The 13523-nt window shown below is 62.1% G+C and carries 15 protein-coding genes; 8 read left to right on the top strand and 7 right to left on the bottom strand.

The window, feature by feature from the left end; genetic code table 11:
• Nucleotides 1-12: 12 nt before the first annotated feature.
• On the bottom strand, nt 13-378 hold the full coding sequence (locus tag V1289_RS48895; protein WP_334407070.1) for a response regulator: 366 nt from the start codon (nt 376-378) through the stop codon (nt 13-15).
• A 232-nt stretch (nt 379-610) separates the two neighbouring features.
• Between V1289_RS48895 and V1289_RS48900 the strand changes: the two genes are divergently transcribed.
• Nucleotides 611-910: a DUF3572 domain-containing protein gene (locus tag V1289_RS48900; protein ID WP_334407974.1), complete on the top strand. Its 300-nt coding sequence runs from the start codon at nt 611-613 to the stop codon at nt 908-910.
• A complete protein-coding gene (locus V1289_RS48905; RefSeq protein ID WP_334407072.1) occupies nt 889-2208 on the top strand; it encodes a DNA polymerase IV in 1320 nt (439 codons plus the stop codon). Before V1289_RS48900 ends, V1289_RS48905 begins: the two co-directional genes overlap by 22 nt.
• Before the next feature lie 122 nt (nt 2209-2330).
• Here V1289_RS48905 and V1289_RS48910 read toward each other — a convergent pair whose 3' ends face one another.
• Nucleotides 2331-3194 (bottom strand): cell envelope integrity EipB family protein, encoded by an 864-nt coding sequence (locus V1289_RS48910; RefSeq protein ID WP_334407074.1) that lies wholly within the window; start codon nt 3192-3194, stop codon nt 2331-2333.
• Between the two features lie 18 nt (nt 3195-3212).
• Between V1289_RS48910 and V1289_RS48915 the strand changes: the two genes are divergently transcribed.
• The 6 genes from V1289_RS48915 to V1289_RS48940 all read left to right on the top strand — a co-directional run bounded on the left by V1289_RS48915 (nt 3213) and on the right by V1289_RS48940 (nt 9652).
• Complete coding sequence (locus tag V1289_RS48915) at nt 3213-3407, top strand: hypothetical protein (protein WP_334407076.1); 195 nt, start codon at nt 3213-3215, stop codon at nt 3405-3407.
• Between the two features lie 38 nt (nt 3408-3445).
• Nucleotides 3446-3913, top strand: a complete 468-nt coding sequence (locus tag V1289_RS48920) for a RidA family protein (RefSeq protein WP_074276168.1) — start codon at nt 3446-3448, stop codon at nt 3911-3913.
• A gap of 11 nt (nt 3914-3924) precedes the next feature.
• Nucleotides 3925-4677, top strand: coding sequence for a glycerophosphodiester phosphodiesterase (locus V1289_RS48925; RefSeq protein WP_334407078.1), 753 nt, complete (start codon nt 3925-3927; stop codon nt 4675-4677).
• Between the two features lie 106 nt (nt 4678-4783).
• Nucleotides 4784-6031, top strand: a complete 1248-nt coding sequence (locus V1289_RS48930) for a GNAT family N-acetyltransferase (RefSeq protein ID WP_334407080.1) — start codon at nt 4784-4786, stop codon at nt 6029-6031.
• Nucleotides 6032-6183: 152 nt separating this feature from the next.
• The gene (locus tag V1289_RS48935) at nt 6184-6606 is read left to right on the top strand and encodes an HIT family protein (RefSeq protein ID WP_334407081.1); all 423 of its coding nucleotides are present in this window, start codon (nt 6184-6186) and stop codon (nt 6604-6606) included.
• Between the two features lie 268 nt (nt 6607-6874).
• A complete protein-coding gene (locus V1289_RS48940; protein WP_334407082.1) occupies nt 6875-9652 on the top strand; it encodes a DUF2235 domain-containing protein in 2778 nt (925 codons plus the stop codon).
• Between the two features lie 25 nt (nt 9653-9677).
• Here the strand turns inward: V1289_RS48940 and tsaA are convergent, their stop codons facing one another.
• From tsaA to V1289_RS48965, 5 genes are all read right to left on the bottom strand, one after another.
• Complete coding sequence (gene tsaA / locus V1289_RS48945; RefSeq protein WP_334407083.1) at nt 9678-10169, bottom strand: tRNA (N6-threonylcarbamoyladenosine(37)-N6)-methyltransferase TrmO; 492 nt, start codon at nt 10167-10169, stop codon at nt 9678-9680.
• 4 nt (nt 10170-10173) lie between these two features.
• Nucleotides 10174-11145 (bottom strand): Bug family tripartite tricarboxylate transporter substrate binding protein, encoded by a 972-nt coding sequence (locus tag V1289_RS48950; protein ID WP_334407084.1) that lies wholly within the window; start codon nt 11143-11145, stop codon nt 10174-10176.
• A 60-nt stretch (nt 11146-11205) separates the two neighbouring features.
• Nucleotides 11206-11550: an AzlD domain-containing protein gene (locus tag V1289_RS48955; protein WP_334407085.1), complete on the bottom strand. Its 345-nt coding sequence runs from the start codon at nt 11548-11550 to the stop codon at nt 11206-11208.
• Nucleotides 11547-12284 carry an AzlC family ABC transporter permease gene (locus V1289_RS48960; protein ID WP_334407976.1) on the bottom strand — a complete coding sequence of 246 codons (738 nt, stop codon included), beginning with the start codon at nt 12282-12284 and terminating at the stop codon, nt 11547-11549. The genes V1289_RS48955 and V1289_RS48960 overlap by 4 nt, the downstream gene beginning before the upstream one ends.
• 212 nt (nt 12285-12496) lie before the next feature.
• The gene (locus V1289_RS48965) at nt 12497-13468 is read right to left on the bottom strand and encodes a lytic transglycosylase domain-containing protein (protein WP_334407086.1); all 972 of its coding nucleotides are present in this window, start codon (nt 13466-13468) and stop codon (nt 12497-12499) included.
• Nucleotides 13469-13523: the final 55 nt, after the last annotated feature.

Raw genomic sequence — 13523 nt, forward strand, 5'->3', positions numbered from 1 at the left:
AAATTCTACTCCCTACCCGATAAAACGCCTTACCGTCTCAATGAACTTGCCGACCGAAATAGGTTTGGACAAATACGCCTCGCAGCCGCCATCGCGGATGCGTTCTTCGTCGCCCTTCATGGCAAAGGCGGTGACCGCGACCACCGGTATCGTGCGCAGTTCCGGATCGTCCTTGATCCAGCGCGTGACTTCGAGACCGGAAACCTGCGGCAGCTGGATATCCATCAGAATAAGATCGGGACGCAGCTTGCGGACGAGATCGAGCGCCTCGAAGCCGTTGCTGGTGCCCGAGGTCTGATAGCCATGCGCTTCCAACAGGTCGCGAAAGAGCTTCATATTGAGCTCGTTGTCCTCCACGATCAGGACGGTTTTTGCCATCCCGCCCCTCCCAATCCTTTAAGGAGACAGGCCCGGATACAGTGCGTCAGCCACCGCCGCCGGGCGTGTCGAAATGTGAATTCAAACTAGCGCCAGATTCGCTCTAACCCGTTAAGCCCGGGGGCCGTCTTTATGAGAAGTGGTTTCCACTTGCTTGAACAGTTTCCGCAGACTCGGGCATGATGGATCTCTAGATAGAGATCATAAGTTAACGGAAAGGCAAACCGGTCAGTTGAAAAAGCCTGTTCACAACCCTCGCGAAGTAGCTGAAATCGTTGCAGTTCAGGCGTTGTCCTTTATTGCGGGCGACCCCGAGCGGCTGGGGCTGTTCCTGGCCGAGAGCGGAATCGGTCCGGAAACGCTGCGGACGGCGGCGGCCGACCCGCGATTCCTGGCCTCGGTGCTTGATTTCGTGATGCGCGATGACGCAACCGTGAAGGCTTTCGCCAGCGCTTCGCAACTTCATCCGACCAACATCGCGGCCGCCCAACAGGTGCTGGGTGACCCGCAATGGGAGCGCGACGTGCCGTGAGTGCGGCAGCGCCCGCACTTGACGGTCCGCGCTGCTTTTGCCGGGATTGCCTCGGCGATCTCGAACCGAGGGCGAAGCGATGCAGCCATTGCGGCTCCCCTCGCCTCGTCAGGCACCACGCCTTGGCCTCGCTGACGCTGGCGCATATCGATTGCGACGCGTTCTACGCGACCGTCGAGAAGCGCGACAATCCCGATCTTGCCGACAAACCGGTCATCATCGGTGGCGGCAAGCGCGGCGTGGTTTCGGCGGCGTGCTACATCGCGCGGACCTTTGGGGTGCGCTCTGCAATGCCGATGTTCAAGGCCCTGGCGCTCTGCCCTTCCGCCGCCGTGGTGCGGCCCGATATGGCGAAATATGTCCGGGTCGGCCGCGAGGTGCGCCATGCCATGCAGGCGCTGACGCCGCTGGTCGAGCCGCTGTCGATCGACGAGGCGTTTCTGGATCTTTCCGGTACCCAGCGCGTGCACGGCATGATCCCCGCAAAAGTGCTGGCGCGCTTTGCCCGCGACGTCGAACGCGACATCGGCATCACCGTCTCGGTCGGCCTGTCCTGCAACAAGTTCCTCGCCAAGATCGCGTCCGATCTCGACAAGCCCAGAGGCTTTGCCGCGCTCGACCAGGACGAGGCGCGCGAGATGCTGGCCGACAAGCCGGTCGGATTCATCTTCGGCGTGGGACCGGCGACCCAAGAGAAGCTGGTGCAGCGCGGCTTCCGCACCATCGCCGATCTGCAGCGCGCCGACGAGGTCGAACTGATGAAGCAGTTTGCAACCGAGGGCCGCCGGCTGTGGCGGCTGGCGCGCGGCATTGACGATCGCAGCGTGGTTCCCGACCGGGGCGCCAAGACCATTTCCAACGAGACGACGTTCGAGACCGACATCCGCGATTTCGCTGCCCTGGAACGAACGCTATGGCGGCTATCGGAAAAGGTGTCGTCGCGTCTCAAAAGTGGCGACCTTTCCGGATTGACCATCACGCTGAAACTGAAGACGGCGGATTTTCGCCAGCGTACCCGCTCGCAATCGCTTCCTGCGCCGACGCAACTGGCGGCGAAGATATTTGCAGTTTCCCGCGAAATGCTGGCGAAGGAGATCGACGGCACCGCTTTCCGCCTGATCGGCACCGGCGTCAGCGCGCTGCGCCCGGGCTCTGCGGCCGACGACACCGACATGCTCGATCGCCGCTCGGCCCACGCGGAGCGCGCGATGGATGATTTGCGCAAGAAGTTCGGCAGCGCCGCGGTGATCCGGGGGATTGCGTATGACGGGCCGGAGAAGGAGGAGGAAGAGGAATAGCGAGATGTTTCGCAGCCGTCATTGCGAGCGAAGCGAAGCAATCCACACTTGCTTTGCGGCCCGATGGATTGCTTCGTCGCTACGCTCCTCGCAATGACGAAGAGAGCGCGGCCCCCTCGCCGTCACTTACACGGCTTGGAATCCTTGACGTCGAATTTGCCTATCGCCCCGGCCATCACAAAATCGTTGTAGTCCAGCACCAGCGCGCGGGAGACGCCATTCTCGTACAGTTCGAACGTCATCGCGTAGAGCGGTGTCTGCTCACCGTCCTTGGCCCTGGCGTCGCGGTCGTAATAGCTCACCGTGACCGGCCAGCGCGTCAGCGTTTTCATCTGGTCGTTGGTGGTCGAGGGATCGGGCGAATCGGTGGTGCGGTCGCCGGGAATCGGCCGCCCGATCACCGACAGCGTGTTGTAGACCTTCTCGCCATTGTCGGAGCCGTCATAGACCGTCAGTTCCAGCACCGATTTGCCCTCACGCGCTGCGGCGATGATGTGCCGGATCTGCTCGGTCGGGAACACGATGCTGCCTTCGAGGTTGAAGGTCTTTGGCTCCGGCTGCTTCAGCTTGACCGTGATGTGGTCGCCGGTGCGCTCGGCGACACCATCGATCGGCGGGGAGTCGGCGTCGTTCATTCGGGTGTCGATCTTGAAGCGATAGCTCTTGCCCGCGCCATCCTCCCAGGACGTCGAGCGCAGGTCGTTCAGCGTCAGCTTGCCCTCGCCGCTGTCGAGTTCCGACACCTGCCTGAACTCGGAAGTGTAGCCCTCGCAGGCGCTGCCCGAGAAATTGTAGACGATGCGACCGCGCACGCCGCTGATCGCATTGGAGCCGCGCGATTTCAACAGGCTGAGCTCGTACAACGCCTGATGGGAGAGAAACGGCCCGCTTGCCCCGGCCAGTGCCGGCGCGCCCGCGAAGCCCGATCCGGCCGCGGCGACCGACAACACCAACGCACGGAGCGGAATCGGGAACGAGCAAGCCATGGATCTGTCTTTTCCTCGATGAAGATTCGTCACATTAGTGACGGCCTTATTGCGTCGCAACTAGGGCCGCTTCACGAAAACGTACGAATTTATGGCCGGAATGCCATGTTTTTCGGCATCATTCCGCGCAATTTCGCGTTGGAAGCGGCATCCGGCGCCGCCCACCCCTCGCTTGCAAGTGAAGGCGCGATGCGCGAAACAGTCCGGACCTGATACGGATCAGGCGCAGGTCAATTCAAACGGGGACGAACATGGCGGGTACGGTCGAGCAGAAACTGGCGGCACAAGGCATCACCTTGCATGACCCCGCCGCTCCCGTTGCGAACTATGTCGGCTTCGTCCGCACCGGAAACCTGCTGTTCGTCTCGGGCCAGGTCTGCTTCAACGCCGAAGGCAAGCTGATCGCCAAGGGCAAGCTCGGCGCCGGCGTCACCGTCGAGCAAGGCAATGCGGCGGCGCGCGGTTGCGCGATCAATCTGCTGGCGCAGATCAAGGCCGCGCTCGGCGACCTCGACAAGGTGGTGCGCGTGGTGCGGCTTGGCGGCTTCGTCAATTCCGCACCAGACTTCCTCGATGGACCCAAGGTGCTCAACGGCGCATCCGACTTGATGGTCGCAGCCTTCGGCGACAAGGGCCGCCACGCCCGCACCACCGTCGGCGTGGCTTCGTTGCCCGCGGATGCCGCCGTCGAAGTCGAAGGCGTGTTCGAAGTCTCCTGAAGGGACACGCCATGCGCGCCCCCGACTGGCTGACGGCGCGGCCGGTCGCCCATCGCGGCCTGCACGACGCCGCGCGCGGCATCATCGAAAACATGCCGGCCGCGGCCGAGGCCGCGATATCAGGGAATTTCAGCATCGAATGCGACATCCAGCTCACGGCGGATGGCGAGGCGATGGTGCATCACGACGATGCGCTCGGCCGCCTCACCGAGGGCAGCGGCGCCCTGCTCGGCAAGACCACAGCCGAGCTCAAGGCGGTTAAATTCAAGGATACGCCGGAGCGAATGATGACGCTCGCCGATCTCTGCGCGCTGGTCGCCGGCCGCGTGCCGCTGGTGATCGAGGTCAAGAGCCACTTTGACGGCGACCGCAAGCTGGTAACGCGGATGGCGGAAGTCCTGGCATCTTACCGGGGCCCGGTGGTCGGCATGTCGTTCGACCCGGACCAGGTGCTGGCGTTGCGCGAAGCAATGCCGGCGCTGCCGCGCGGCATCGTGGCCGAGCGCGAATACACCGCAGTTGACTGGCCCGAGGCGACGCCCGCCCAGCGCCGGGGCATGGAACATCTGCGTCACGCCTTCCGCACCCGGCCGCATTTCGTCGCTTTCTGGGTCAACGAATTGCCGGCCGCGGCGCCTTGGATCGCGCGTCATATTTTCGGCCTGCCGCTGCTGACCTGGACCGTGCGCACGCCTGAGCAGCGCGCGCGGGCCGCGCGCTACGCCGATCAGATGATTTTCGAGGGTTTCCTGCCGGGAACCTGATGCGCTCAGCAAGGCCTTGAAGTCTCTGCTGCAATGCACGATCTTTCACAGGGTTGGTCACCATGGGCGATGGCTGATCGCAATTTGGGACCGGTCCGAACTCTCGATGGCGTCATCCGAAATCATCCTCGAATCCGTCCCCTCCGTCAGCGACATCAAGGCTGCGGAATGGGATGCCTGCGCCAATCCGCGACCCGATCCGAATAGTCTCGACAATCTCGACACGCTGGCCTCATCCGGCACGGCAGGCGATTCCTGCGCCGATTCAAGACCCGGCTATAACCCCTTTGTTTCCCACGCATTTTTCGCCGCCGCCGAAGCCTCCGGATCGGCCTGCGCGCGAACCGGCTGGGGCCCGCGGCATTTACTGGCCAAGCTCGACGGCGTGGTCGCCGGCATCGTGCCCTGCTACCTGAAATCGCATTCGCAAGGCGAATATGTCTTCGACCGCGGCTGGGCGGATGCCTATGAACGCGCCGGCGGGCGCTATTATCCGAAGCTGCAGGCCTCGGTGCCCTTTACGCCGGCGACCGGCCCTCGTCTCCTGATCCGCGATGGCGTCGATCGCGACCGGATCGGCGAAGCGCTCGCCAGCGGCCTGATGGCGCTGTGCAACGCGACCAATGCCTCGTCGGTGCACGTGACCTTCGCGCGCGAAGCGGAAGCAAAATTTCTCGGCAAGCACGGCTTCCTGCAGCGCAACGACCAGCAATTTCACTGGCGCAATGCCGGCTACAGGAGCTTTGAAGACTTCCTCGCCACCCTGAATTCCCGCCACCGCAAGGCGATCAAGCGCGAGCGGCGCGAGGCGCTCGCGGCCGGCATCACCATCCACGCGTTGAACGGAGCTGATATTACCGAGGATGCGTGGGACGCGTTCTTCGAATTCTACATGGAGACCGGTTCGCGGAAATGGGGCCGGCCCTATCTGACGCGAAAATTCTTTTCGCTGATCGGCGAGACCATGGCCAAGGACGTGCTGCTGGTGATGGCCAAGCGCAACGGCCGCTGGATCGCCGGCGCCATCAATTTTGTCGGATCGGACACGCTGTTCGGCCGCAACTGGGGCGCGGTCGAGCATCATCCGTTCCTGCATTTCGAGGTCTGCTACTATCAGGCCATCGATTTCGCGATCCAGCGCGGCCTCAAGACGGTGGAAGCCGGCGCGCAGGGCGAGCACAAGCTGGCGCGCGGATATCTGCCGCAGACCACCCATTCGGCGCATTACATCGCCGATCCCGATCTGCGCCGGGCCATTGCCGACTACCTCAAGCGCGAACGCGCCTATGTCGCCGAGGTCGGCCGCGAACTCGCCGAGGCCGCGCCGTTCCGCAAGAGCGGCGACGAGGCCTGAGGTTTCTGCTACGAGCTAGACTCTGTCTTGACGCGTTTTCTACCGCAGATGAGTGTACGCAATCTGCGTAAACTCGATTGCGATGCGAACCGGTGTCCACTTCGCTCGAAAACGCTATAGAAAATTACGACGTGATTTGAGGAACCGCCGCCATGCCCGCCTATGACCCCAACAACATTTTTGCAAAAATCCTGCGCGGCGAGTTTCCCTGCCACAAGGTCTATGAGGACGAGCACGTGCTGGCGTTTCTCGACATCATGCCCCGCGCCCCCGGCCATACGCTGGTGATCCCGAAGGTCCCTGCCCGCAACATCCTCGACGTCACGCCCGACGGTTATGCCCATGTCGCGCGCGGCGCCCACAAGATCGCCGCCGCCGCCATGAAAGCCTTCCACGCCGACGGCATCACCGTACAGCAATTCAACGAAGCCGCCGGCGGCCAGGTCGTGTTCCACCTCCACATGCACGTGATGCCGCGCCATGACGGCATCGCGCTGTTGCCGCCGGCCAGCCGCAAGGAAGACATCGAGGTGCTGGAGGACAATGCGACCAAGCTGATTGCGGCGCTGGGGTAGATTCGTCGCACGCCCAATCCGCGACCACCGGTCCGCCGTCGTCATTTCGGGGCGCGCCAGCGACATGGGCCCAAATGACGGGAGAAAAGCCGCCATTTCGAGCGGACGGCGCGGCGCGAAACGCCATTATGGCACGGTCGATTGCATTCAATCACAAATTGCGCGATGATTTGAAGATTCCGACGAAATCTATTTGAGTTGAATAGCTGAATTCTATCGCAAATCATTTTTGGGCAATGCCCGATCTGTATTTTGACTGCGGGGAAACATGGTCAAAAACATTATTCTGCTTTCGGACGGGACCGGCAATTCGGCGGGCAAGGTTTGGCGGACCAATGTCTGGCGCGTGTTCGAAGGTCTCGATCTCTCGGATCATCTGCAGGTCGCCTGCTACGACGACGGCGTCGGCACTTCGGCCTTCAAGCCGTTGGCCGTTTTGGGTGGCGCCTTCGGCTGGGGGCTGCGACGAAACGTCCTGACGCTCTACGAATTTCTTTGCCGGAACTACCAGCCGAAAGACCGAATATACGGATTTGGATTTAGTCGCGGCGCCTACACCATACGGGTCGTGACCGGGCTCGCGCTAAGTCAAGGCCTCGTCAAGGGCGACACCGACGAAGAACTCCATCGCAATGCACGGCTGGCGTATAGCGCGTACCGAATGGAAAAATTCAAATCACGATGGAGGGTGGAAACATTCTTTCGCTGGGTTCGCCGGGGTGTCAGGAGTTTGTTCGGCGGCAGTTCCGTTCCGGAAATCGCGGTGGCGCCGGCGGACGTTCGTATCACGTTTCTCGGCCTTTGGGATACGGTTGCGGCCTACGGAACCCCGATCGATGAACTGACCCGGGGAATCAGCAAATGGATCTGGCCGCTCGAGCTTCCCGATCGCACGTTTGAAAAAGAGCGCATTTTGCGCGCGTGCCACGCCCTCTCGCTCGACGATGAGCGAACCACCTTTCACCCGGTTCTCTGGAACGAGAAAGGCGTTCCGGAAAACCAGCTGACCCAGGTTTGGTTTGCCGGCGTCCATTCCAATGTCGGCGGCGGCTATCCGGACGACTCGCTTGCGCAGATTCCACTGTACTGGATCATGCAGGAGGTACGCTCGAAGAACGAACTCAGATTCAAGGAAGGGGTGAGTTTCGATCCGGACGTTCTGAAACGTACCGAGACGTCGCGAGACAAGGACGGCAGGCTGTACGATTCCCGAAGCGGTCTCGGCGGCTACTACCGGTACGGACCGCGGAAACTCGTCGACCTCTGCAGTATGTCGTTTTCCAGCAAACCCGGCGACGAAGTCAAAATCGACATCGACCGGGTCAAGATCCACAAAAGCGTTATCGCGCGGGCAAAATCCGGCGCGCATGAATACGCGCCGATCGGCATCCCCGAAAATTACCTGCTTGTCTCCGACGAGGGTATCGAACCTCAAGCGAGGCTCGAATCCCTGCAGGAAGCGGCGAACCGTTGCAAGGCCCAGGAAGCTGTCTGGAACATCGTCTGGCAACGGCGGATCGTCTATTTCCTGACGGTATTCAGCACGATCTATCTTGTCGCATATCCCCTGTTCAGCGCCCAGCCCAGTTCGGCGGAGTACTCGACACGCTTCACGATGGTATCGGGCATTCTCCGCCTGCTCGGAAATGTGCTGCCGGGTATCGCATCAACCTGGATCGATGCGTACGCCCGCGATCCCAGCCATTTTGTCTTCGTCGGCGGCATCGTGGCGTTGCTGATCTATCTTGGCGCGCGGTTGGGCACCGATATTCGCAGCTCCATGCAGTTCGTTTGGCGACATGACAGCGCTGTCGACCAGAACCTCGCTTACAAGAAATCGCTGAAGTTCAAAATCCCGCTGCTGCTCATCCCGGGAGCTTTTGTCCTCCTGTATCCCCTTGTTCTCCTGTATCGACATTTCTCATTTCTGCACCTCCCCGAACCGGCGCATTCATGGATCGGACAATATTTTACAATCCCGGTTTGCGCGGTCCTGTTTTTTCTGATGCTGACTTACCTGCTGCCGCCGTGGGTGATCTATAAACTCCGCTCCCACGAATATTATCGGAAGACCATCCTTTTCCTGAAACTTGAATTCGGACCGTTTCTTTTTGCGTACGGCCTCGCCCTTGTCGTCCTCCTGTTCGCCTGCCATGTGCTGTTTGTCGTGCAGGAAACCAGCGGACTGGTGTGCCACGAGAGCGATACCATCGTGAACGCAAAAGCGCGGGCGGCGGCGCTTCACCGGCCGACGATCCTGGCAAATATGGGAGTGGGAAGCTGCAAACCCGCCAGCATCGCCACCTGCGACAGCGACAATAAACCCGCATGCGGTCCCGGAAGGCTACTGATTTGCAGCGATCACGTTGATCCCACCTGCATGCCCACCGGCACCAAGCCGGAAAATCTGCGGATACCGATGTGCACCTACGGTCCTGCGACCTGTGCGCCTCAATGTGAGGAGGAGCATAAAATCCTGGACACCAGTTCGATCTGCAACAGAACCGGTGTCTGGCTGGAAGAAGGCAGCAAATACAAATTGACCGTCACTCAGGCCTCGTGGCCATGGACGGACGGCGAGACGCCTGCCAATCTTCGAGGCTACGACATCGAGGACCTGGATAGCTGGCGCGATCTGTTTATCGCCACGGTCATATGGCCGCTGAAGCGGGAATTGTTGCAGCCCGTATTTCGTATCGTCGCCCGGATTGGCGCGACCGGATCGGACGAGGAGTTCTTGATTCCGGAGCCGATATCGGCTGAACGGGAGGCCTACCTGCGACCGACCAAGGCCGGTGCGCTCGCCATGGCTGAGGCCGCAAAGCTCAACCGGGACGAGGCCGACAAGCTCGCCACGGCCAACGCCGCCGAACTCGAGGCCCGCGTTCCGGCGCTGACGATCGAGCAGGTCATCATCCCCAAGATCAGCGGGGAGCTGTTCCTGTACGTCAACGACGCGGCCCTGCCGGGATGGGGTGACTTCCGAAGATTCTTTTACAGAAACAACAAAGGTACCGCGAAGGTCACGATAACGCTGTTGCAATAGCGGTCCGCGACCGGGGCTTCGCCGCTCACTCCGTCTCGAAATCCCCGGCTTGCGGCTGCGCCAGCGGGGTGAATTCGCAGCGGTCGGGCTTCAGATCCAGTAGCGGCGTCTCGTCAAGGCAGTCGAGACCGCGCACCAGGACCACGTTGCCCTCGATGCCGACCAGCTTGACGATCGAGGTGCCGATCGGATTCGGCCGCACCGGTGAGCGCAGCGAAAACGTGCCGCGGGCCTTGCCGTTGTTTTTCGGGCTTTGCAGCACGATGTCGCGGCGCGACTGGTGCAGCCAGTAGATCACTTCGAGATTGGAGTAGAAATCGACGCCCTTGATCGCGGGCACCCAGGGCTCGAAAATCTCGAGGCGACAGACCGGTCCGTCGTGACGGCCCTGCCGCGGCGTCATCAGCCGCGAGGTCCAGGGCGTGCGGATGCGGCCAATGAACACGAGGCCGGCATCGCGCGGGGTGGGCATATCGACGGCGACTTCGCCGTCGCGGAGTTCAGCTTCTCGCACCATGTATTCAATCCAGTGATATGTTTTGCGATTTTATCACGCCCGACCACCTGACACGCTCGGCCTCCATGAATTCCGCGATCGCCGCCGGGCTGCGCGGACGGAGCGCCGAAAACCCTGCCTTCTCGATCGCTGCCCGGAAGCCTGGGTCGTTCATCACCCGATCGAGACTATCAGTCAGAATCCGCGTGACGTCATCCGGCAGTCCCGCGGGCACGGCAAGTCCGTTCCAGACGCTCACGAAATATCCGGGGTAGCCGCTTTCCGCAATGGTCGGCACATCCGGGAGAGCCGGGTGCCGTCGTGGCGAACCAATGCCAAGTGGCCGCAGCGCTCCGGATTGCATCAACGGCACGGACGTGCTGACCGATTCAAACATCAGCTGGATGTTGCCGGACATGACGTCGCTCAGCGCGGGCGCTGCGCCCTTGTAGGGAACGTGGGTCATCTCGATGCCAGCCACTTGCTTGAACATCTCGGCCGCGAGATGCGTGAAACTCCCGGTTCCGGAGGAGCCGAAATTGAGTTCGCCGGGGTTCTGTTTGGCGTAGGCGACGAATTCGGCGACCGTCTTCACCGGCATCGACGGATTGACACAAAGCACCACCGGCACTTCGGTCACCAGCGCCAGCATCCGCAAATCCCTGGCCGGATCGTAGGACAGTTTTTTGTACAGCAACGGATTGAGGATGATGACCGAACCGGAGGTACCGAGCAGCGTATAACCATCGGGATCGGAGCGCGCGACCATTTCGGCGCCGATGGCGCCTTGCGCGCCGGGCTTGTCCTCAACGAACACGGTTTGCTTGAGGTCCTTGCCGAGGTATTCGGCCAGGAGCCGGCCAAAAGTATCCGTCGGCCCACCCGCGGCATAGGGAATGACCAGCTTGATCGGACGCGTCGGGTATTCGGCGGCCCTGCTCTGCGGCGCGGCGACGATCAGGCCAAAGGCGAGTACCGATAGAACGCGCCACTTCATGCCGTTTCCCCTGCTTTTTCAATTCGTTCTCGACACTAGCTGATTGTACACCGGCCGCAATCAGCCGAGCCACCATTTGCCCGACAGCATGACGATTTCGCCTGAGATCACGCCGGCAAAGATCGACTTTCGCGACAGCATGAAAACCGCAAAGCCTGCGACCACCGCACTGTAGCGCAGCCAGCCGGGCACGCTGGCGAGCGCGCCCGGTGGCTGCACCAGGATTTGCGCGATGACGCCGGCGAGGATCGCGGTCGCTACGGCCCTCACCCACACCAAGAGCTCCGAGCCTTCGTCGATACCGCCGCCGAACCACAATCCGAGCATACGCCAGATCTGGTTGGGAATGACGCCCGCGACGAACAGGATCACCAATGCGTGCCAGTCACCGATAAAGTCGCTCATGCCCGCGCCCGCCATCGATGCACACCGTAAGCGACGGTCCCGGCGACAACACCACTGATAAGAATATCGACGCCGCTGTTTAGCTGCGTTGCGAGCGGAAACAGTACGAGCCCCAGCACCAGGGCCACGACATCGGCGAATTCCCGGCAGTTGCTGGCGGTCGAGAACAGGAACGCGAGCGGCGTCAGCATCAGGATCGCCGCCGCAAGCGTCTGCGACAGGTTGGCCGCAAGCGTATAGCCAATGGTGTTCGCGACCAGGCAGACGCAAACCAGCCCACAACCGAGCCCGTGGATGAAGGCGATCCGCCGCTCCCGCGGCACATGGGGCAGGAAACGGAAGCATTCGACCCACAGCGTCACCGCGGTCAGATGCGCCACCAGGATCAGGTGCCGCCGCCTGGTTTGCGGCGTGCGCATCATCGGCAACACCGACACCACCATCGGAAACAGCCGGATCGCACTGACGGTAACCGCGATCGCCGACTGCACGATGGTCGCTCCAGAGCCCAGCGTCGAGATCAGGATGATCTGCGCCGGTCCGGCCCAGACGAAAGCCGTACTCGCCAGTGCCCATGCCAGCGAGAAATGCGTGTCATGCGCCAGCGCGCCGATGCCGAGATAGGTCGCAAACAGCACCAGCGTGAGCACAGTGGAGCCGACCGACCGCGCGCCCCATTCGAACGCGCGGAAGGGACTTTGCCATTGCGGAGAATCGAGCGGAGGAAGCGCCACGGGGTGCCGGATGGTGGGTTGAGTCGTCGGCCGCATAGGGCTGGCGAACGGCGGCGGCGTCAAGCAAGCCGGGCGTCAACACAGTCATGCAGGGATGCGGGCAGATCTCCCACCGTCATTGCGAGCGAAGCGAAGCAATCCATGAACCAGCAAAGAAAGAATGGATTGCTTCGTCGCTGCGCTCCTCGCAATGACGTAGGTGAACAGCTGTCTCACCCCGGCACCCCCATATTCCGCAGCACGAAGCACGCGCCGCCGGCGCGGCGGATGCGGTTGCAGAGATCATCTGCGGCGGGGCGCGTGTCGGCGCCGATGCGGACCTGGTAGAACGCGCGCGTGCCGCGGCTGCGCATCACCGAGCTCAGCAAGCTCGGATCCTGATCGCCGATCACGGCACTTAAGCGTTTCATCGCGCGCGCATACATCGCGAGCGCCTTGTCGCGGTTGAAGCCGGCGGCGAGCTGCACGCCCCACAGCTTGGCGGCGGCGAGCGTGACGTGCTGCTCGAGCTCCGTAACGAACGGATTGGGCGCGCGCTTCAGCAACGCCATCAGTTCGCGGCAGCTGGACGTCGGCGCCCGCTCGGGCATTTTTCCACCCTTCCCTGCGGTTGCCCACTCGTCGACCGTGCTGCCGGTGATGGCGACGACATAGTTGCGCGTCTCCTGCGGCATGTAGCCGGAGCCTGCGAGCCAGTCCTGCACCCGCTTCGGTCCGGCATTATAGGCCGCCGCCGCCAGCCCGAGATTGCCGAACTGGTTGCGCAGCTCGCTCAAAAACTCCGCCGATTTCGGCAGCGCCTGCACGGGATCGAAGGGATCGAGCAGCCGCCGCTCGCTGGCGGTCCCCGGCATGAATTGCGCGATGCCCTGCGCGCGCTGGCCGCTGCGGGTCACCGGCCCCACCGCGTCGGAGTGAAACCGGCTTTCCTGCCAGATCACACGCGCGAAGAACTCCAGCGGCAAATTTTCTGCCCGCGCGGCGGATTCGATCATCAGGCACATCGCCTCACGGGTATCGCTCTCGCGCGCGGTGTCGGGAGGCTGTGGCGCCGGGCTCGCAGGTTCTTCGACGCCCGGCCGCGCAACGCCGGTCTCGGCAGGCGCCGTCTCCTGAGCAACCGCCGGCGAAAGCAACAGCAGCATCGCCGCAACGCACAATCCGATACGAGGAACCGTTCGCATTGCGGTCAACATATTACGCGATACGCAGGCGCGAGAGGAACTGTCGAAACCGGCG

This window comes from Bradyrhizobium sp. AZCC 2289 (assembly GCF_036924615.1).
Taxonomy (GTDB): Bacteria; Pseudomonadota; Alphaproteobacteria; order Rhizobiales; family Xanthobacteraceae; genus Bradyrhizobium.